Below are 20,759 nucleotides of genomic sequence, written 5' to 3'. Positions count from 1 at the left end.
AATAAAAAAAACCACAAATACGCTGACAGTGCACGCATTTATGATTTATCTATTAAATGTAGCGCATCATGTAACTGACAGTGCCCAGCCTGTTTAACTGAACCCCAGAACAAATACCTGCCGGTACTATCCTTCGGCACTTTCCCCTTTCAAGTATTTTCTAAACGCATGCCTGCTGAAATACTTTACTGTTGAAAAGTGCAACCTCTACTTTTTCTTTATTCAATTATTTTACATTATAGCATATTCAGGATTGAAAAGACTACACCGCTTCAAGATAATTTTTTATGATATCTCGCAGCAGGTCCGGCACCATATATTCTTTTTTCGAATATCTGAACTGCGGAAAAATTCTGCCAAACGTATACATGTCAAGTGTTCCAAGTGTATATTTCTTCTTTTCATCAATGAGTTCGTCACCGATATAATATTCGCGTTCCGACTGGATATAATGAATATTATCAGTAACGAAACAGCCGAAAATATCTCCTCTAAAACCCAGTCCCCGTACGATTTCATCTTTATACTCATGTCGGTTTGCCTGAGTAAACACTTCTTTCATTTCGCGCCCCGTGAGTTCTATCTGGACTGCATTAATCGCATGCGGCAGCACTTTATGAAGTGAGTATTCAGTCAGTTCGCCGCCTTCAAACGGACTTGCTATAAGCCCTGTATGAATGAGTCCGGCATCGCTTTTAGTAAAATCTGTAAGCATATATGCCAGCAGAGAACTGAACCGTCCTGCTGAATACAATCTCCGGTCGATCGGCAGTGCATCTTCTTTTACGACAGTATTTTTTAAAATTGCTTTACCTTTATTATAATAATCGTTTTCAACCTGGGATAATATATCCGATTCAATCAGGACCGCTTTTTTGCCGGTGAGCTCACCATCTTTAAATTCAAGCGTCACTTCGCCGATGTATTCTCCATATCTGCCTGCTGCTGCAAGCAGCACACCGTTGACACGTTCACCTTTATCAAAATGATGATGCGTATGCGAGGATAAAATCAAATCAATTTCAGGAAATTTGTTTGCGAGTGTTTCATCGTCGTACATACCTAAGTGACTCATCATCACGATAACATCAACCTGGGGCTGCAGTTCCCGTAAATACTTTTCTATCCAGTCAAAAGCATTTGCCACTTCCCAGTCTAATGCCAGATAGAAGGGTGTAAATTCCACTGTCGCTGCGATAAAACCTATTTTTATACCGTTTGTTTCTTTAATAGTGTAAGGCTTAAAATACGGTTCTTTACTGCCCACTTCGCGCAGATTCGCACAGATTACATCGAACTCGGCATCGTCGTACAGATGCTTAAGCTGATTTTTTGTCAGGGTGATTCCTTCATTATTTCCGAGCGTAGCCACGTCACATGTAGCATTATTCAACAATTCAATATTGCCTTTTCCGAGTGTCGCTTCTGTATATGGATGCGAACGGTCGACATGATCGCCGATATCGACATAAAACATATTGTCTCTGAACTGACGTCTTTTATTTTTAATGAAGCTCGTGAACTTCATGTAATTATGTAATGCACTGTGTATATCATTAGTATGATAAATTTTTACTTCCATACGAGCACTCCTTAAAGAATTGTTTGTAAAATCAAGTATAATCCCAGTATAAACAAGACGGTACGAAGCAGTACAACTAAAGCATCCGAACTGAACCGCTGATTAATTTTCACACCGATAGTCGCTCCAACGACCGCTGCCGGTACGAGCATTAGTATATACCAATAAACGACATTATTCTGCAGCACATGTCCGAATGCCGACGATACACCGGAGAAAAATACCATCATCATACTCGTACCGATGGCAATTGTCGGCGGCATACGGAAAACCATCAGCATTAAAGGTGTCATCAAGACACCTCCGCCAATACCGAAAAGGCCTGTTATAAAACCGACGATAAATGTTATCGTAATAGCAAGATACGGCGGAAAGCCGTAGTGATAAATATTACCCTGATTATCGCGGTGAGGTTTTAAATACTTAGGGTTTTGGAAAACTTTCATCGGCTTAATTTTGTTTCTGATTACTAAGAGAATACTGATAAAAATTAAGAATATCCCGAAGTATAAGTTGAAACTGTCAACTGTAAACAAGCTGCTGGCATATGAGCCTGCAAATGCCCCCGGCATTAACCCGATTAAAAACAGAATACCATTCTGCTTATCAACCTGCTTGTTTCGCGCATATGAAATCATCGCGCTCATACCTGTAAATATTAAAAGCATACTCGATGTACCGACCGCCGTCTGCGGTGTTATTGCCGGCAGCAGGCCGAGTGTCAGCCCAAAAAACATTAAAGCCGGAACAACGATGACACCCCCGCCGATACCGACGAGAGAGCCCAGTATAGAAGAAAGTAAACCAATTAGTATAAGCACGATAAATTCCATGACCCCAGCCCCTTAGAATAGTTTCAGCTGCTTCGGCGCGAGTCCGCTGTATTCTATATTCAGCATGCTGATTAACTGTTTTGCATTGCCAGCTGCGTGACCTCCTGAGTTATTGTTAAAAACGATATAGATATCTTTCGTTTTATGCTGCAGTATATTGATTTGTTTTTTTAACCACTCGAGTTCCTGTCTGTTATAATCGTATAAATAACGCACGTCCCGCCACTCTTCGGATGTACGGTTTTGCTGTGTCCAGCCGTGAACGTTCCGGCCATGCAGGCGTATAAATGCTGTATCATCCGTAACGCGGTTAACGAAAGGAACTGAACCGATTCCTGCCTGCGGTTCATCACAAATACTGTGAATGACCTGGCTGTCATGCAGAAATTCCAGTGTATGTTCTCTAAAATCATCACGGAACCATGTCTGATTACGAAATTCCACTGCGACTTTAAAAGGTTTCAGCAATTCGATTGCAAATTTTACATAGCGTATGTTTTTGCTGCTGCAGTCAAACCACGGCGGAAACTGCAGCAGGACAAATGCAAGTTTATTTCTGTGAAACATAGGCATCAGCATTTCTTTATAGGCAGAAAAGACATCTTTGATAGAATCGTAATGCTCTCTGTAGTCGCTGTGCCCCGTCATGAACTGATGAGCTTTCACTGCGAATTTAAAGGTATCAGGTGTCTGATCGCACCATTTTTCCACCGTTGACTGGCGCTGCACCGCATAGTATGTTGAGTCGAGTTCAACAATTGGAAAATGTGAAGCATATGTAATTAATTTATCTTTTTTATTTGAGAGTTCGGTGTACAGCGAATCGTGGTCGCCCCACCCTGTCAATCCTATATAAATCATTAAATCACCTTACTTCATTTTAGCACATTTACATTGGAGGATTTGAACCATGGAGATTATTGACTTTCAAAATGTCAGTTATCAATCGATATTGCACAATATAACAGGGTCTTTCAGAGAAAATAAAATTACGACTTTTATCGGCCCGAGCGGGGCTGGTAAAACAACGTGCCTTAAACATATTAACGGACTGATATCTCCGGATGCCGGCAGTGTTTTTTACCGCGGTGAAGATATAGCCGGTATCGACATTACCGCTCTCAGAAAAAAAGCAGGCATGGCATTTCAAAGTGCGCCGATGCTTAGCGGCACAGTGTACGATAATTTAAATCTGCCGCTGCAAATATTTAATGAAAAGCTGAGTCATGAGCGTGCCGCCAGACTTCTCGGCATGGTCGAACTCGATGAATCATTTTTATCGCGTAAAATCAAAACACTGTCCGGCGGTGAAAAGAGCCGTATTTCTTTAGCGCGCACATTCGTCTCAAAACCTGAAGTACTGCTGCTCGATGAAATTACATCGAGTCTTGATTACACACTGGTCAGAGAAATTGAACGGCTGGTAATGAAACTGCAGCAGGAACATCAGCTGACTGTGATTTGGATTACACATGATCTCGCTCAGGCTGAACGCGTCAGCGATGATATCTGGTTTTTAAATCATGGTAAGCTGCTCCTTCAAGGCTCAATTGATACATTATACAGTTCAGAGAATACAGTTATCCAGCAATTTTTAAGAGGTGAACGCTAATGGGCTTTCAGGAACTTCTGCTCTCCGGTGTCTTTGTTATTATTCCTCTTCTTATTGCTATTGTACTGAAACTGGGGCTTACGAAAGATATTGTTATCGCTTCGGTCCGTTCTATTGTCCAGCTGCTTATTGTCGGTTTGATACTGACTTTTGTCTTCGACAGTGACAGCAGCATTTACATGATTTTAATGATAATAGTAATGATTGGTGCTGCCAGTCAGAACGTTATTAAAAAAGGTACGCGAATTCCCGGTATCAAATGGATAATCATTTTAACCCTGACAGCAGTTGAAGCTGTTTCAATGACAATTATGCTCGGGTTCGGCATTCTCGATTTTGAACCCGAACAGATTATTCCAATCAGCGGCATGATTATCGGTAACTGCATGGTGCTGTCATTATTGTTCGTCAGTAAATTTACCGATGAACTTGAAAACAGTGAAGAAATGATAGAGCTTATTTTATCATTTGGCGGGCAGCCGAAAGATGCGGTTTCCCGAAGTTTAAAATCAGCAATTCAAACGAGTATGATACCGACGATAGAATCACAAAAAACTATTGGACTTGTCCAGCTTCCAGGCATGATGAGCGGGTTGATTATCGGTGGAGCCGCGCCGATGGAAGCTGTCATGTATCAGCTGCTCATTTTATTTTTAATACTGACCAACGCAACTGCCGCTTCTGTTATGGTCGGATATTTATCGTATCCGAAACTGTTTAACAGCCGTCTGCAGTATATGGGTTTGAAAAATAAATAAAAGGCGGGATTTCTATGAAAAATTCAGCTCATGTTAAAGGGTTAATTTTTGTTATTATCGGGGCCGCGCTTTGGGGTATCGGCGGGACTGCGTCCGATTATATATTTACCGAGACACCAGTCGACGTTAACTGGTATGTTACAGCCAGGCTGACGATCAGCGGTATTATCCTATTATCTATATACACTTTATTTTTCCGGAAGAAACATCGTACAGTCTGGAATAAACATACAGTGCTCATGTTCTCAATATATTCCATCCTCGGCATGACGATGGTGCAGTATACATTTATGGCGGCAATCGGCTACGGCAATGCTGCTATTGCTACTGTGCTGCAATGTACCGGACCGATTTATATTATTCTGTATGCAGTGATAAAGAAATACAGACCATGGACAAGAGCAGAGGCCTTTATAATCGGTGCAATGATTATCGGAGTTATTCTAATTGCTACAAACGGCAATCTGGTCAACCTTGCAGTATCGCCAGCTGCATTGATGTTCGGACTCGCATCCGGTGTTGCACTCGCCTACTATACATTACATGCACCAGTGCTGCTCCAGCTCATACACCCGCTTCAGCTTGTCGGCGGATCAATGCTGACAGGCGGTATTATTATGAACTTCATTCATCCGATATGGGTGTTTGATTTTTCATTTGACTGGACGGCAATGCAGATTATTATACTGGCATTGTCCATACTGCTAGGAACAACGCTCGCGTTCTACTTGTACATTACGAGCATGAAGTACATCAGTTCAACAGAAGCCGGGATACTCGGTTTGCTGGAACCTGTATCTGCAGTGCTGACGTCTGTCATCCTGTTAAATGTCGGCCTCGGCATGTATCAGGTTGCTGGAATTATTTTAATACTCGCAGTCGGAGTATTTATCAGTAAGAGAAAAGCTGAAACAGCGTAGCGGAGTTTAGTTGTTATATAACAAAAAAACTCCACGGATCATTAAAAGTCCGTGGATTTCTAATATTATTTAACAGTTAATGTTTCTTTTAGATCTTTTTCGACAGCATCCCACAGTTCAGGTGATGTCTTGAATTTTTCTTTCATTTCTGTAATCGCAGATTTAAACGCTGCATCGTATTCATCTGTGCCTTTTTCCGGCATATCTTTCATAATATCTTTTTGAATAACTGCTGTCATCGGTGCACGCGGGCCCCACACTGCTGCTTCTTTTTCTTCTTTGTTAATCGCAATGACTTTCGGAATTACTTTGTTGCCGTTAGTCAAGTAACCATTCATCAGTTCTTCATTGTCATCACGCAGTGCCACTTTCACATCAATACCAGCTTCTTCTGCGAGTTTAAACAGAATTGGAAGGTTAAGCATGCAGTGACCGCACCATGGTTCAGCGATAACGAGCAGCACCATCTCACTATTTTTGAAGTTCTCAAATTCATTATCTTTCGTTATTTCGTGTTCGTTATAAATTTTATCGAAACCGTCTTTTAAGTCTGTAAGTTTTTCACGATACTCATCCGGCGTTAAAGCGATGTCATAAAATACTTGTAAGTTATCCATTTATCTCCCTGCCTTTTTAAGTTGTTATCCTTATTATAAGTCCTTAGAGTTGGATGATACAAATATTACATACCATTCACTGTTACTGTCTTCTTAAAAAATTTTACTGTAAGTTAATTAATGTTGCAACGACTAAAGCAATAGCCGCGATAAGCAGCTAAATTAATACCAGTTTCCAAACAAATTTCACCCATTTAATATATGGAATACCTGCTATAGCAAGTACACCCATTAATGATGCAGATGTTGGAATAATACTGTTTGTAATTGCATCTCCATACTGGTAAGCCAGAACTGCAACTTGACGCGGTATCCCCTGAAGATCGGATAGCGGTATCATAATCGGCATCGTTGTCATTGCCTGTCCTGATCCCGAAGGAATAAAGAAGTTAATGATAACTTGCACTCCCAGCATACCGACTGCTGTCAGCGCTGTTGGCACGTTATCCAGCATAGCACTCATACTGTAAATAATAGTATCTATAATCAAACCTGATTCGAGCACAACTAAAATTGCTCTCGCAAACCCGACAATAATAGCGCCGTAAACAACGATCTTCATGCCGTCGATAAATGCATCGAATACAGCATTCAATTTCAAGCCGCCTACGAAACCAATAATTATACCAACGATAAAGAAGTTAGCCGCCAGTTCCGTTAAGAACCATCCATGGACAAAAATACCATAGACGTTAATTGCAATAGTCAGTACGAATAAAAAAACAATTACTATATGACGTTTTCTCAACTCTGTCAGTTCCAGTGCATCATCTGTAAAGTTTAGCTGTCCAGTCTGACTTTCTTCGTAAACAATACTGCGTTTTGGATCTTTTTTAACTTTTTTAGCATAGGACATTACAAATAATATTCCTGCTAATAATACAAAAACATACACAATCAGACGGAAGCCCCATCCTGAAAATATCGGCAGTTCAGCTATGCCGTGTGCGATACCGACTGTAAAAGGATTAAACATCCCGCCGATAAAACCGGCAGCAGCACCTAGCGTTACCATAGCTGTTCCAACCATTGCATCATACCCTAATGCAACCGCCAGCATAATACCGATTGGCACGAAGATAATAGTTTCTTCAGCCATACCTGTTGTAAAACCAAGGAAAGAAAATACTGTCATAATTACCGGTATCAGCATAAATTCATTTTTTTGAACATTCTTCATTACGTTTTGAATAATTGCTTCCAGTGCACCTGTTGCACGAATAACACCAAAAGCACCGCCAATTAGAAATATGTAGAAAATAATATTGGCTGCTTCATTTAATCCGGTAGGAATTGCCATGAACAAATCCATAATAGAAACAGGATTCTGTTCAACACTGTGGTAACTTCCACCAACAACTTCTACTCTGTCATCCACTTCTACCCGCTCATACTCACCTGCAGGAACTATGTAGCTCAGTGCTGCCCCTAAAATTACGATGAACAGCAGTATCGCATATGTATGCGGAAACTTCTGACTGATATCCTTACTGCTCTTGTCTTTTACATTTGTACCTTCTCCCAATATAATCACCCCTGAAATTATACTAATTCAAATACCCTATAAAAAACTATATACACCTTTTATTAGAATTTTTTCAATAATACATCAATTATTACTTAAATACAAAAAAAACGCCGCAAATAAATGCGGCGGTTCTCAATATATTAAACTGTATTAACCGATTGACCCTTCCATTTCGAACGAGATTAAACGGTTCATTTCTACTGCATATTCCATCGGTAATTCTTTTGTGAATGGTTCGATAAAGCCCATAACGATCATTTCTGTCGCTTCTTCTTCACCAAGTCCACGGCTCATTAAATAGAATAACTGTTCTTCTGAAACTTTCGAAACTTTCGCTTCGTGCTCAAGAGAAATGTTATCATTTAAAATTTCGTTGTATGGAATCGTATCTGAAGTCGATTCGTTATCCATAATCAGCGTATCACATTCGATGTTAGATCGTGCACCGTGTGCTTTTCTGCCGAAGTGTACCTGACCGCGGTAAGATACTTTACCGCCGGCTCTTGCAATTGATTTAGAAACAATTGTAGAAGATGTGTTTGGCGCTAAGTGAATCATTTTCGCACCGGCATCCTGTAATTGTCCTTTACCTGCTAAAGCGATTGATAATGTCATACCTCGTGCACCTTCACCTTTAAGGAAGATAGCCGGATATTTCATAGTAATCTTAGAACCGATGTTTCCATCAACCCATTCCATAGTTCCGTTTTCATCAACGAAAGTACGTTTTGTTACCAGGTTGTAAACGTTGTTTGCCCAGTTCTGGATTGTTGTGTAGCGACAGTATGCATCACGCTTAACGATAATTTCAACTACAGCAGAGTGCAGTGAGTTTGTCGTATATGTCGGTGCAGTACAACCTTCAACATAGTGTACGCTTGAACCTTCATCACAGATGATTAAAGTACGTTCAAACTGACCCATATTTTCAGAGTTAATACGGAAGTACGCCTGTAATGGTGTATCCAGTTTAACGCCTGGAGGGCAGTAAATGAATGATCCGCCCGACCATACAGCCGAATTCAATGCAGAGAACTTATTATCAGAAAATGGAACGACAGTTCCGAAGTATTCTTTAAATAATTCTTCGTTCTCTTTTAATGCAGAGTCAGTATCTTTGAAGATAACGCCTTGATCTTCAAGATCTTTCTCCATGTTGTGATAAACAACTTCTGATTCATATTGAGCTGAAACCCCAGCTAAATACTTCTGCTCAGCTTCAGGAATACCTAATTTATCAAATGTACGTTTGATTTCTTCAGGCACTTCATCCCATGAACGTTCAGTTTGTTCAGACGGCTTTACGTAGTACGTGATTTCGTCGAAATCTAATTCTCCTAAATCTCCGCCCCATAAAGGCATTGGTCTGTCGTAGAAATGCTGCAATGATTTTAGACGGTAGTCCAGCATCCACTGCGGCTCTTCTTTCATATTTGAAATTTCACGGACGATTTCTTCAGTTAATCCTCTGTCAGAACGGAAAATAGAGACGTCCTTATCGTGGAAACCATATTTGTAATCGCCAATTTCGGGTGCTTGCTTAACCATATATGATCGCTCCTCAATACTATATTTTTTCGGATTCTTTGAATCCTTTTTCCAGTGCTTTCCAAGTGAGTGTTGCACATTTAATACGTGCCGGGAATTGGCTTACTCCCTGCAGGGCTTCAATGTCTCCCATATCTTCAGTGATATCGTATTCCTCACCAAGCATCATATTCGAAAATTCAGCAGCCATTTCTAATGCTTTGTCTACGGGCTGATTCATGATAGCTTCTGTCATCATAGATGCGCTGGACATGGAAATTGAGCAGCCTTCTCCTTGAAACTTAACATCTTTAATGATGCCCGCTTCAACGTTCAATGTGAGCTGAATCTCATCACCGCAAGTCGGGTTATTCATTTCAACTGTCATCGAACCATTTTCAACAACCCCTTTGTTACGGGGTGTTTTATAGTGGTCCATAATAACTGAGCGATACAGCTGATTCAGGTTGTTAAAATTCATACGAGAAAAACTCCTTCGTTTTTTCCAGACTTTCAATAAATTGATCGATCTCTTCGATCGTGTTGTATATATAAAAACTTGCTCTTGCTGTCGACGATGCCTTGCACCATTTCATCAGCGGCTGTGCGCAGTGATGTCCGGCGCGTACGGCAATACCTTCAGAGTCCAGCGCAGTTGCGAGGTCGTGAGGGTGAACGCCTTGAAGGTTAAAAGTAATGAGTCCGGCACGTTTATATTTACCCGGCCCATAAATTTCAATACCTTCTATTTCAGACATTTTGTCATAAGCATATGCTACAAGTTCTTTCTCATGCTGATAAATGTTGTCGATACCAAGTTCGTTAATATAATCGATTGCTGCATTTAAACCGACAGCCTCGGCAATCATCGGAGTACCTGCTTCAAATTTCACAGGCAGATCCGTCCATGTCGATTCGGTTTTATATACATAATCAATCATATCTCCACCGTATTCAATTGGCTCCATTTTATCAAGCAACTCAGCTTTGCCGTATAAAATACCGATACCTGTCGGTCCGAGCATTTTATGTCCGCTGAATGCGTAGAAATCGACGTCAAGATCCTGTACGTCAACTGCCATATGAGGTACAGCCTGTGCACCGTCGACAGAAATATACGCATTGTGAGCGTGAGCAATTTCAGCAATAGACTTGATATCATTAATAGTCCCGAGTACGTTCGATACATGTGTAATCGCAACGATTTTCGTCTTGTCGCTCATTGCAGCCTTAACGCTGTCAAGTGCTATAGTACCGTCTTCTTCCAATGGAATAAAGACAAGCTTTGCACCTTTACGTTTCGCAAGCTGCTGCCAGGGGACAATATTCGCGTGGTGTTCCATCTCGTTGACGACAATTTCGTCGCCGCTTTCAATAACCAGGTCACCGAAACTGCGGGCAACTAAGTTAATAGCTGCTGTAGTTCCCCGTGTATAAACGATTTCTTCAAAGCGCTTCGCATTGATAAAGCTGCGCACTTTCATGCGCGCTTTTTCATATGCATCTGTCGCTTTCGTACCGAGAGTATGAACCCCGCGGTGAACGTTTGAGTTATACTCTCTGTAATAATCGTTCATAGCTTCGATTACTTTTAACGGTGTCTGACTCGTTGCCGATGTATCTAAATATATGAGGTCTTTTCCGTTTACCTGTTCACCAAGTATCGGGAAATCCTGACGGATCTTTTTTATATCCATTCGTCAGAGCCCTCCCTTCCTTAAGATAATACCTTAAGCTCGATAATCTCTTTGAGTTGGTTTCTTACTGATTCGATAGGCAGTGCTTTAACTACCGGATCCAGGAAGCCGTGAATAACAAGGCGTTCCGCTTCTTTCTTCTCGATCCCTCGGCTCATTAAATAGAAGAGCTGAAGATCGTCAACACGGCCGACTGATGCTGCGTGTCCTGCTGTAACATCATCTTCATCAATCAGAAGAATCGGGTTCGCATCACCGCGCGCTTTTTCGCTGAGCATAAGAATACGTGATTCCTGCTGAGCGTCAGCTCTTGTAGCACCGTGCTTGATATAGCCGACACCGTTAAAGATGCTGGTAGCCTGGTCTTTCATTACACCGTGTTTTAAAATGTGAGCATTTGAATCTTTACCGTAGTGGATAATCTGCGTTGTGAAGTTTGCTTTCGTTTCACCGCGTCCAACAGTTACGATTTTAAGATCCGATTCAGAACGGTCACCGTTTAAATAAGTTGTATTGTCATAAATGATATTTGAATCATTCATCAAACCTAAAGCCCAGTCGATATTAGCATCATCTGAAGCTACACCGCGGCGGTTAACATATCCTGTCATTTCTTTCGGCAGGAAATCTACAGAACCGTAAGTGATTTTAGAGTTATTCAGTGCAATAACTTCTGAAATAATATTAATTTTTTCAGTTGATGATTCAAGATTTGTAAAGTAGTTTTCAACGTAAGTTACTTCAGAACCTTCGCCTGCTACTAACAGCACGTGGTTAAATAATGAAGCATCTTTATCGTCGTGAAGTACTACCATCTGGATCGGATCTTCAATGTGTACGTCTTTTGGCACATAAATGAAGATTCCGCCGTTTAATAGTGCAGCGTGATACGCTGTCAATTTGTTCTCATCAATTTTAACGCCTTCAGTCATAAAGTACTTTTCTAAAAGTTCAGGATGATTGTTTGCTGCGTCAATGATGTTTTCAGCAATAACGCCTTTTGCTTTAAGGTCTTCGTCAAGACGCAGGTAAGCTGGTGTATTATTGTGCTGAACATATATATTTTTACTGTTATCTAGGTCAATTAATTCTTTAACGGCTTCCGGTAATTCTTCAAGCGTATTATAAGTACTGCTTTCAACTGCCGGTGAAGTAACGTTAAAGAAGTCCCATTTATCTACCTTAGTCTTGTCAGGTTTAATCATGTCAAGACTATCAAATTTATCTACTGCTTCTTTTCTTTTACCGAGTAGGAATTCTGATTCGCCTCTTGTATTTGCATTGGCAATAATCTCTTCCTTGTTCAGTTCGAATGCATTTAATTCAGTAGCCATAGTGATCCTCCCGTCTTATTTATCTTCAGCGTTGACAGTTTCGTCATCGATGCCAAGTTCTTCTTTAATCCAGTCGTAACCTTCAGACTCCAGACGTTCAGCAAGCTCTTTACCGCCTGATTTAACTACTTTACCTCTCATCATTACGTGAACAACGTCAGGTGTAACGTAGTTAAGTAGACGCTGGTAGTGAGTAATGATTAAAGCACCGAACTCCTGACCGCGTAACTTGTTGATACCTTCAGAAACTACTCTTAACGCGTCAATATCAAGACCTGAATCAATCTCATCTAAAATACCGAATTTAGGTTCGAGCATCATTAACTGCAGGATTTCATTACGCTTCTTCTCTCCGCCTGAAAACCCTTCGTTTAAGTAACGTGTAGCCATATCCGGATCCATTTCAAGATAATCCATGTTTTTATCTAATTTCTTAATGAACTGCATTAAGTTAATTTCGTCGCCTTCTTCACGCTGTGCATTAATTGCAGAACGCAGGAAGTCTGAGTTTGTCACACCAGAAATTTCTGATGGATACTGCATACCAAGGAATAAACCAGCTTGAGCACGCTCGTCAACTTCCATTTCTAAAATGTTTTCGCCGTCAAGAAGAACTTCACCTTCTGTAACTTCATAGCTCGGGTGACCCATGATAGCTTGTGCAAGTGTAGACTTACCAGTACCGTTCGGTCCCATTACAGCATGAATTTCACCCTGCTTAAGTGTTAAATCAACACCCTTTAATATTTCTTTACCGTCTATTTCAACGTGTAGATTCTTAATTTCTAAAACAGATGCCATGTCTAATCCTCCAATTGAAATTTAAGATTTTCTAATACTTCTATAGTTTATAATAATTCTAATCTATAGTCAAAGTACCAGACTCTTTACAACACCTATACATTATACCTTAGAAAGTACGCAGTTTAAAGGGTTGAGGCTTGTAAAAGAACATTATTCACAAAATAATAAAACACTTCTAAATGACTTTCATATCATTTAGAAGTGTAATTTTACTTTTAATTTATTTAAATATATCTATTGTAAACGGCGGCTTGTAAGCTTCACCGTTTACCGCTTTAACGATGCCGATAATTGCAAAGATATAGAATGCAATTGTTACAATCGGGCCGACTATCAGGCCGATTAAAATAAATGAAGTCAGCCATGCTGCGAACATATAAATCGTATACGATAAACCGAAGTTTGCAACGTCGCGGAGCGCATCCGCAGTTAGTGGATCATCATCTTTTTTTAATGCCCAGATTATGAGCGGGCCGACTACAGCTGTAAATAGTGACACGATATAGGAAACTAAGATCAGTGTTTTGTCTGAGCCGTTGTCTGGTGAGTTATTGAATTCATTCATAGTACTTCCTCCTCTGTACTTTAGAGTTAAAGTACACTTTTATTTTACCATTACTGTTCAAGCGGCACAATTAATTATACATAAAAAACCAGACAGCTGTTGCTGTCTGGCAAAGGGGTTTTACTTTATAAAATCAATCGTAAATGGTGCCTTGTAAATCTCACCATCCGATGATTTAACAATACCAATGATAATAAATATATAGAACGCGACGGTAATAATCGGCGTTAATAAATAACCGATGAGTATTATCGTCGTTAAACCTGCAATAATTAAATAAATCGTGTATGAAATACCGAAGTTTACTAAATTGCGTAATGCAGCCTCTGTTGCAGGATCATCATCTTTTTTAATTACCCAGACAATTAATGGTCCGATTACTGCTGTGAAAAACATTAACACATACGTAATAATAACGATTGTTTTGTCGAAACCGTTACTGACTATATTGCTGTGCGGCTGTTCATTGTTCTCCATTCAAACTCTCCTCCTCCGCTTAATTTTATTTATACCCTGTATTTTATTACCAAAAACATTTAGTTCACATAATTTATCTATTCGTACATTTCACGAATAAGTCAGTACTGGTATAATGTACTATAAATGATTACAACACTTGCGAGGGAATTTTTTGAATACAAATAATGCTTCAATTGACAGTCCGTCAAAAATTATAAAACTACTAACCGATATAAAATATTTATTAAAAGGCAAAGTCCTTGTCGCCAATGTACTCCCTGTATTTACAGCGTACTGGCTGGCACTTTATTTTAATGGAGAGCACTTTACCGATCACTGGCTGCTCTTTATTTTAACTATGGGCGGCAGCACGCTCGTTATATCCGGTGCGCTGATGTTCAATAACTGGTTTGAATATGATCTCGATAAAAAAATGGACCGCACGCAGCGCCGTCCGACTGTAACCGGTTCGTTTTCATTAAAAGGTGTGCTCATTGCTGCAATTGTTACGACAATTATCGGAATGACAATGATGATGCTGACAACAATTGAGGCAGCCATCTATTCATTTTTAGGCTGGTTTTTCTATGTCGTCCTCTATACTTTCTGGTCAAAAAGAAGATATACTGTCAACACGATAATCGGCAGCATATCCGGCGCATTCACACCGCTGATCGGCTGGGCAGTCATTGCCCCTGCCAGTCACGTCGTGCCGATTGCACTATTCTACATATTAATCATCTGGCAGATTCCGCATACGCTGGCAATTGCCATTAAACGTCTGGACGACTATACGAGAGCCGGCGTGCCGATGCTCCCTGTCGTTATCGGTGTTGATGCCACTATCAGACAGAACCTGTATTACGTCATTGCACTGCTTCCTGTTCCGTTCATTTTACTCGGAACATTCGGCTGGATATTCTTCGCCGTGTCGATACTCTTAACAAGCGGCTGGATTATTTTATCAGTAAAAGGATACCGTACTGATGATAAACAGCGCTGGGCCAATATGAATTTGAAATACTCATTAATATATTTAATCGTCGTCTTTATGCTGATGATTGTACTCACAATATAGAAAAACTCTGGAATGACATTTAGTCAGCCCAGAGTTTTTTGTAAATTATTGTGCAGGTATAATCGTGCCGCCGTATTCTTCTTCAATAAATGTAACCATTTCTTCAGACTGCAGTACTTCAATCAGTCTTTTTAGTTCCGGACGTTCTTCGTCGCCTGCTCTTACAGCAACAAGGTTAGCGTACGGCGAGTCGCCTTCTTCTACAACGATTGAGTCTTCAACAGGGTTTAAGCCTGCATCGATTGCGAAGTTAGCATTGATTATTACTGCAGGTGCTTCGTTATTTTCATACATATTTACTAACAGTTCAGGTGCAGTGTTGTTATCGAATTCAAAGTTGTGCGGGTTTTCTGTAATGTCATCGAATGTGGCATCCTGAATTTCAATGCCTTCTTCGATTTCTACTAAACCGGCAGTAACGAAGAATGATAAGAAACGCCCTTCTTCAGCCGGGTTGTTCGATACTAAAATTGTCGAACCATCTGGAATATCTTCCAGTGAATCATAGTCATTTGAGTATACTGCCATTGGCTCGATATGCACGTTGCCTATGCTCTCAAGTTCATAGCCGTGGGACTCCACTTCACCGTCTAAGTATGGTGTATGCTGGAAAAAGTTAGCATCTACTTCTTCGTCAGCCAACAGTCTATTCGGTGTAGTGTAGTCGTTAACGATTTCAACGTTTACTGTGATATCTTCTTCAGCTAAAATTTCAGCTGCTTTTTCTAAAATTTCAGCGTGCGGTGCAGGTGACGCCGCAACTGAGATTTCAGCAGGCTCGCCTTCAGCAGTGCCTTCTGTTCCTTCTTCTGATTCCGAACTGTTACCGCATGCCGCTAAAACTAATACGAGTGCAAACAGAGTGACAATACCAAATATCTTCTTCATGTAATAGCCTCTTTTCATTATATTTTTTATTTGTAGATCAGCGTTTATCAACTGCTCTTGATGAGAAGTCTCCAATAATTTGGATGATAAATACGATGACCAGAATTACTACAGTTGCAACTAGTGTGACATCCGGCTGATTTCTAGTAAAGCCGACCATATATGCGAGATTACCAAGACCGCCTGCGCCGATAACACCGGCAATTGCAGTTGAACCTACGAGCATAATTGATGTCACTGTAATACCTGAGATTAAGGCTGGAAGTGATTCCGGAATCAGCACTTTCCAAATGAGTGTCCAAGTGCCGGCACCCATCGATTCAGCCGCTTCAATCACACCTTTGTCAATTTCCTTCAGACCGATTTCAACTAAGCGTGCAAAGAACGGGGCCGCACCGATAATCAGTGCAGGCAGCGCACCGTTTGAACCCATTACCGTTCCCATAATTGCTTTTGTAAACGGCATAATCAAAATGATTAGAATGATAAATGGAATCGCTCTAAACAGGTTAACGATAAATGATGTTGCCCCGTATACTGGTTTCGCTATACCCTTGTCATTCTTTTTCGATAAGAAGAGAATGATTCCCAGTATTAAACCGATAACAAAGGCCAGGGCTGTTGCAATTACTGTCATATATATTGTTTCGTAAGTCGCTTCAAGGACTGCATCCCACTTCACGTTTTCGAAAGCGAACATTTCTTTAAATGCTGTTAGAAATTCACTCATTTGCTTTCAACCTCCAGCGTGACGTCATGCTTTTTAAACTCTGCAGTAATTTTTTCGAGTGTATCCTGATTAATATCAAGAGCAATGTACAGATGGCCGTATGATTCCTGGTTCGTCTGTTTAATATTCCCCGAGAGAATATTCACATCGAGCCCGTAATCTTTAATGACCTGTGACACAATCGGAGATTTGGTACGCGTACCGACAAACGTCAACTTGACGATTGTCGATGTCGGGAATGCTGCTTTAATTTCTTCAATCGCAACCGTATGGTCATCATCCGAAATATCATCTTTAACGAAACGTTTCGTTACGTTAGATTGAGGATTCTGGAATAATTCGATAACCGGGCCGACTTCTACAACTTTACCGTTCTCCATTACAGCCGCGCGGTCACATATTTTTCTAATAACATGCATTTCGTGAGTAATTAAGACGATAGTTAAGTTCATCTTTTTCGTAATATTAACGAGCAGATCGAGGACTTCATCCGTTGTTTCCGGGTCGAGCGCACTCGTTGCTTCATCACACAGCAATACTTGCGGTTCATTAGATAATGCTCTCGCAATACCGACACGCTGTTTCTGACCGCCCGACAATTCACTCGGATAGTTATTTTCGCGCCCTTCAAGTCCGACCAGTCTAACTAATTCCGCTACACGTGACTGACGTTGTTTTTTCGGCATCCCTGCGATTTCCAGCGGGAAACTGATATTTTCAGCGACTGTACGCGACCAGAGCAGATTAAAATGCTGGAAAATCATCGATACTTTCTGGCGTTTTTTACGCAGCTCCTTCATCGTCATCTGACTGATCTCGTCCCCCGTTACAGTAACAGTTCCATCTGTCGGCTGCTCCAGTCCGTTTAGTAGACGGATTAGTGTGGACTTTCCCGCACCCGAGTAGCCGATAACACCGAAGATTTCACCTTCTTTAACATTTAATCCGACATTATCCACTGCAGTTATATTTTGATTTTTAGTTTTAAATATTTTAGTAACATTACTAATGTCTATCATTTAGAATTCCCTTTCCTCTCTAGTGAAACAATAAAAAAAGCCTGCTCCAAAAATGAGTAGGCTTTTAAACGTTCATTATGCCTCTCATCTATGGATATCAATCCGGTGATTTGGCACCTTGTCACAGTGACGGTTGCCGTGGCTTCAAAGGGCACATCCCTCCACCACTCTTGATAAGAGTTAATATTTGATTAAATCTATATTATCAGACTATTCGACATTAGTCAAACAGAAATTCTTCCAGCACTTCATTTAAATAAGGAACAGACTGGAACGCATAAACTTCTTTGACCAGTTCTCCATTTTTAAACAGCAGCAATGCCGGTGCAGAACGAATCTGATAATATTCGATCAATCTTGTATAAAAATTTAAGTTGATACGTTCATAGGAAATCTGTTTCGCTTCAGCAACGACACTGAGCATCGTCTCAGAGATATCACATGTTTTACACATTGTGGCAAAACCGAAAATAATGTAGCGTTCCTTATCCCGTATATTCTTTAATATATCTTCCGTTGAAATTATTTCCTTCACGATTAAACTTACCTTTCATTATTAGGCTCGTATCTACATAAAATCCATGTCTTAAGAGGAGGTTTGCGAGATAGTCATGCGGACAGCGTCCAACTTCTCCAAATTTCGGATCTATATAAATATGTGTACTTTCACTTAGATGTTTTTTAAACCATTTACGAATTTTTCTTCCTTCTTTATCCGCATCGGATAAAATAAAAATTTGAGAATCACCAAGCTGTTCAATAATTTCATCAAGTTTTGAAATACCCATCGTACCAAATGTGCAAATAATCTGTACAGGCTCCACCAGCACTTCTTCCAATCTGCGTTTGTCCGTTTTACCCTCAACAATGAGTACTTTATCAGAAAGATTCATTCGTATCACCCTTAGTTAAATTTTTAATATAAATTCACTTTAAGCAATAAATACCAGTTTAAAAAAACTCCGGACAAAAGTCCAGAGTTGACGTTATTATTTCTCGATTACTGCCTGGTAACCAGCAGCGTCAAGAAGATTATCTAATTCGCTTTCATCTGAAAGTTCAACTTTCAGCATCCAAGCATCTTCATATGGATTTTCGTTCACAAGTTCCGGACTGTCTTCAAGCTCTTCGTTCACAGCAACGATTAAACCGGAAACTGGTGCATATAGTTCTGAAACAGTTTTCACTGATTCTACGCTGCCGAATGAATCACCTGTAGAGATGTCGTCGCCTTCTTCTGGAAGTTCGACAAAAACGATATCTCCAAGTTCAGACTGTGCAAAATCAGTAATACCGATAGTAACAGTATTTCCTTCAACTTTGATCCACTCATGATCTTCACTGTACTTTAAATCTTGTGGTAATGACACGCTAAAACCTCCCTTTTAACTTATCATACTCATTGTTACATATTTAACACACTTTAAGCAAGCGGAATTATTTCAGTAATGCATTTTTATAAGTTTCCTCTTTGAAACCTAATAATACATCCTCATCAAGTACCACCATTGGGCGTTTAATCAGCATTCCGTCACTTGCAAGAAGCTCCAGTTTTTCTTCTTCACTGAGGTCATCCATACGTTCTTTCAGGCCCAGCTCTTTAAATTTAGTACCGCGCTTGTTAAAGAAATCATCAATTGGATGGGATGATTTGTCCAGGATACCTTTTAATGTATCTTTCGCAGGTACATGCTTAACCATATCGATCACAGTGAACTCCAGATTGTTATCTGTTAAAAACTTTTTACCTTTGCGGCAAGTTGTGCATTTAGGGTATTCATAAAATGTAATCATAGTTATCCTCCCGAGTAAGAAATAATTCTTACTTTTATAATACCCCAGATAAATTAATTTATACATATGTAAAAATGAAAAAAGTCCGAAACCTCAGGGGAAGGTCTCGGACAAGGGGGTCGGGGAGAAGAGTTGTATTTTTATATCTTCTAGTTCTTACTCTACCACCGGTTTATTATGCTGCTGTTAAGCGGATGTAAAAATTGCTTAATATTTTATTTTGTAAAAGTTTTACGTAATTCTGTAACGTGAATCTGTCCCGGTGCCGCATCTCTCGCTATAAAGCCGTATGTAAAAGCAGAAGCCGCTTCACCCTGTGCAGTGCGCGTCACTTTGCCGAGCTCTCCCATCGAAATCCCGATCACTCTGTCCCCGTACTGCTGTTTAGCAATTTTTACTGCTGCGCTTACATTGCTGACATCCGCCTCATTCTGAGGGAAATATGCAACTTTATACAAATCACCGCCAAGCGTATTCATTTTATTAAACATCGATAAAATACCTTCTGTATCCGGCGTCTCTTTAAAATTATGATGGCTCATCAAACAAGCCACATTATTCACACGTGCAGTTTCACTGATGGAAGCGATAATTTTATCACCTGTGTCCACTTCGATGTCGATATAATCAATGTCCATTAATTTACACACTTTTTTCAAAAGAGCTTCGTATTCAACCGTCGTTTTAGAACCGCTGCCGCCCTCTCTCGCTGTGCGGTATGTATAAATTATTTCCTTATTCAGCGGTTTAAATTCATCGATAATGCAGCTGACATTTTTAGCATGATCCTCACGGTTTAAAGCATCGAATACATCACCGCGTATTTCAACAATATCAAAATCATTTATATTCTCTTTCGCCTTGCTAATTTCTGCATTTATTTCGTCGTCATTATGACCAGAAAGTGTGACGACAATTTTCGTTGTATTCATAAGTCTTCCCCTTTGTACGTACTGAATGCGATTGATAGATATTTCAATCTAATGGTATCATAAAACCATTATAGTATCCCGG

24 protein-coding genes and 2 riboswitches are annotated in these 20,759 nt (G+C 40.2%); of the genes, 4 read left to right on the top strand and 20 right to left on the bottom strand.

The genetic code is table 11. From position 1 onward, the window contains the following. Positions 1-51: 51 nt before the first annotated feature. Positions 52-218, bottom strand: a riboswitch (Lysine riboswitch). Between the two features lie 44 nt (positions 219-262). The 3 genes from H625_RS0111050 to H625_RS0111040 are packed head-to-tail and all read right to left on the bottom strand — an operon-like array spanning position 263 to position 3,276. After that, complete coding sequence (locus H625_RS0111050) at positions 263-1,582, bottom strand: bifunctional metallophosphatase/5'-nucleotidase (RefSeq protein ID WP_026859964.1); 1,320 nt, start codon at positions 1,580-1,582, stop codon at positions 263-265. An 11-nt stretch (positions 1,583-1,593) separates the two neighbouring features. Beyond that, on the bottom strand, positions 1,594-2,415 hold the full coding sequence (locus H625_RS0111045) for a sulfite exporter TauE/SafE family protein (RefSeq protein WP_026859963.1): 822 nt from the start codon (positions 2,413-2,415) through the stop codon (positions 1,594-1,596). Positions 2,416-2,427: 12 nt separating this feature from the next. After that, the gene (locus H625_RS0111040; protein WP_026859962.1) at positions 2,428-3,276 is read right to left on the bottom strand and encodes a DUF72 domain-containing protein; all 849 of its coding nucleotides are present in this window, start codon (positions 3,274-3,276) and stop codon (positions 2,428-2,430) included. Positions 3,277-3,325: 49 nt separating this feature from the next. On the opposite strand from H625_RS0111040, the gene H625_RS0111035 reads away from it, so the two are divergent. From H625_RS0111035 to H625_RS0111025, 3 genes are read left to right on the top strand one after another with little or no spacing between them, the layout of a single operon-like run. After that, positions 3,326-4,027 (top strand): ABC transporter ATP-binding protein, encoded by a 702-nt coding sequence (locus H625_RS0111035; RefSeq protein ID WP_026859961.1) that lies wholly within the window; start codon positions 3,326-3,328, stop codon positions 4,025-4,027. After that, the gene (locus H625_RS0111030) at positions 4,027-4,785 is read left to right on the top strand and encodes an ABC transporter permease (protein WP_026859960.1); all 759 of its coding nucleotides are present in this window, start codon (positions 4,027-4,029) and stop codon (positions 4,783-4,785) included. The genes H625_RS0111035 and H625_RS0111030 overlap by 1 nt, the downstream gene beginning before the upstream one ends. Positions 4,786-4,799: 14 nt before the next feature. Beyond that, complete coding sequence (locus tag H625_RS0111025; RefSeq protein ID WP_051239073.1) at positions 4,800-5,705, top strand: DMT family transporter; 906 nt, start codon at positions 4,800-4,802, stop codon at positions 5,703-5,705. 65 nt (positions 5,706-5,770) lie between these two features. Here the strand turns inward: H625_RS0111025 and H625_RS0111020 are convergent, their stop codons facing one another. From H625_RS0111020 to H625_RS0110980, 9 genes are all read right to left on the bottom strand, one after another. Beyond that, positions 5,771-6,322 carry a thioredoxin family protein gene (locus tag H625_RS0111020; RefSeq protein WP_026859958.1) on the bottom strand — a complete coding sequence of 184 codons (552 nt, stop codon included), beginning with the start codon at positions 6,320-6,322 and terminating at the stop codon, positions 5,771-5,773. Between the two features lie 157 nt (positions 6,323-6,479). Then, a complete protein-coding gene (locus tag H625_RS13075; protein WP_084135847.1) occupies positions 6,480-7,847 on the bottom strand; it encodes a YfcC family protein in 1,368 nt (455 codons plus the stop codon). Positions 7,848-8,000: 153 nt separating this feature from the next. After that, the gene (gene sufB / locus H625_RS0111010; protein WP_026859957.1) at positions 8,001-9,398 is read right to left on the bottom strand and encodes a Fe-S cluster assembly protein SufB; all 1,398 of its coding nucleotides are present in this window, start codon (positions 9,396-9,398) and stop codon (positions 8,001-8,003) included. 19 nt (positions 9,399-9,417) lie between these two features. Next, the gene (gene sufU / locus H625_RS0111005) at positions 9,418-9,858 is read right to left on the bottom strand and encodes a Fe-S cluster assembly sulfur transfer protein SufU (RefSeq protein WP_026859956.1); all 441 of its coding nucleotides are present in this window, start codon (positions 9,856-9,858) and stop codon (positions 9,418-9,420) included. Continuing rightward, positions 9,848-11,074, bottom strand: coding sequence for a cysteine desulfurase (locus tag H625_RS0111000; RefSeq protein ID WP_026859955.1), 1,227 nt, complete (start codon positions 11,072-11,074; stop codon positions 9,848-9,850). The genes sufU and H625_RS0111000 overlap by 11 nt, the downstream gene beginning before the upstream one ends. Positions 11,075-11,094: 20 nt before the next feature. Beyond that, the gene (gene sufD, locus H625_RS0110995) at positions 11,095-12,408 is read right to left on the bottom strand and encodes a Fe-S cluster assembly protein SufD (RefSeq protein WP_026859954.1); all 1,314 of its coding nucleotides are present in this window, start codon (positions 12,406-12,408) and stop codon (positions 11,095-11,097) included. Positions 12,409-12,423: 15 nt separating this feature from the next. Next, positions 12,424-13,209: a Fe-S cluster assembly ATPase SufC gene (gene sufC / locus H625_RS0110990; RefSeq protein ID WP_026859953.1), complete on the bottom strand. Its 786-nt coding sequence runs from the start codon at positions 13,207-13,209 to the stop codon at positions 12,424-12,426. 223 nt (positions 13,210-13,432) lie between these two features. Next, entirely contained in the window at positions 13,433-13,777 is a 345-nt protein-coding gene (locus tag H625_RS0110985) for a DUF4870 domain-containing protein (RefSeq protein WP_026859952.1), read from the bottom strand. Between the two features lie 120 nt (positions 13,778-13,897). Further along, entirely contained in the window at positions 13,898-14,254 is a 357-nt protein-coding gene (locus tag H625_RS0110980; RefSeq protein ID WP_026859951.1) for a DUF4870 domain-containing protein, read from the bottom strand. 154 nt (positions 14,255-14,408) lie between these two features. On the opposite strand from H625_RS0110980, the gene cyoE reads away from it, so the two are divergent. Continuing rightward, on the top strand, positions 14,409-15,314 hold the full coding sequence (cyoE, locus tag H625_RS0110975) for a heme o synthase (protein WP_026859950.1): 906 nt from the start codon (positions 14,409-14,411) through the stop codon (positions 15,312-15,314). A gap of 45 nt (positions 15,315-15,359) precedes the next feature. On the opposite strand, the gene H625_RS0110970 is transcribed toward cyoE, so the two are convergent. The 8 genes from H625_RS0110970 to aroD form a co-directional block, all read right to left on the bottom strand. Then, on the bottom strand, positions 15,360-16,202 hold the full coding sequence (locus H625_RS0110970) for a MetQ/NlpA family ABC transporter substrate-binding protein (protein ID WP_026859949.1): 843 nt from the start codon (positions 16,200-16,202) through the stop codon (positions 15,360-15,362). Positions 16,203-16,239: 37 nt separating this feature from the next. Beyond that, on the bottom strand, positions 16,240-16,932 hold the full coding sequence (locus H625_RS0110965) for a methionine ABC transporter permease (RefSeq protein WP_051239072.1): 693 nt from the start codon (positions 16,930-16,932) through the stop codon (positions 16,240-16,242). Then, on the bottom strand, positions 16,929-17,951 hold the full coding sequence (locus tag H625_RS0110960) for a methionine ABC transporter ATP-binding protein (protein WP_026859947.1): 1,023 nt from the start codon (positions 17,949-17,951) through the stop codon (positions 16,929-16,931). Before H625_RS0110960 ends, H625_RS0110965 begins: the two co-directional genes overlap by 4 nt. Positions 17,952-18,032: 81 nt before the next feature. Beyond that, positions 18,033-18,131, bottom strand: a riboswitch (SAM riboswitch). 40 nt (positions 18,132-18,171) lie between these two features. Then, positions 18,172-18,405: a thioredoxin family protein gene (locus H625_RS0110950; RefSeq protein ID WP_245573132.1), complete on the bottom strand. Its 234-nt coding sequence runs from the start codon at positions 18,403-18,405 to the stop codon at positions 18,172-18,174. Positions 18,406-18,436: 31 nt separating this feature from the next. Continuing rightward, positions 18,437-18,844: a toprim domain-containing protein gene (locus H625_RS0110945; RefSeq protein WP_026859945.1), complete on the bottom strand. Its 408-nt coding sequence runs from the start codon at positions 18,842-18,844 to the stop codon at positions 18,437-18,439. Between the two features lie 96 nt (positions 18,845-18,940). Beyond that, complete coding sequence (gcvH, locus tag H625_RS0110940) at positions 18,941-19,321, bottom strand: glycine cleavage system protein GcvH (protein WP_026859944.1); 381 nt, start codon at positions 19,319-19,321, stop codon at positions 18,941-18,943. Positions 19,322-19,388: 67 nt separating this feature from the next. Further along, entirely contained in the window at positions 19,389-19,745 is a 357-nt protein-coding gene (locus H625_RS0110935) for a Spx/MgsR family RNA polymerase-binding regulatory protein (RefSeq protein WP_026859943.1), read from the bottom strand. Between the two features lie 215 nt (positions 19,746-19,960). Further along, positions 19,961-20,677 (bottom strand): type I 3-dehydroquinate dehydratase, encoded by a 717-nt coding sequence (gene aroD, locus H625_RS0110930; RefSeq protein ID WP_026859942.1) that lies wholly within the window; start codon positions 20,675-20,677, stop codon positions 19,961-19,963. Positions 20,678-20,759: the final 82 nt, after the last annotated feature.

The sequence above is a fragment of the Jeotgalicoccus psychrophilus DSM 19085 genome (genome assembly GCF_000425845.1).
Lineage (GTDB): Bacteria > Bacillota > Bacilli > Staphylococcales > Salinicoccaceae > Jeotgalicoccus > Jeotgalicoccus psychrophilus.
Note: the sequence above shows the minus strand (reverse complement) of the source record. Positions and strands in the feature narration are given on the sequence as shown.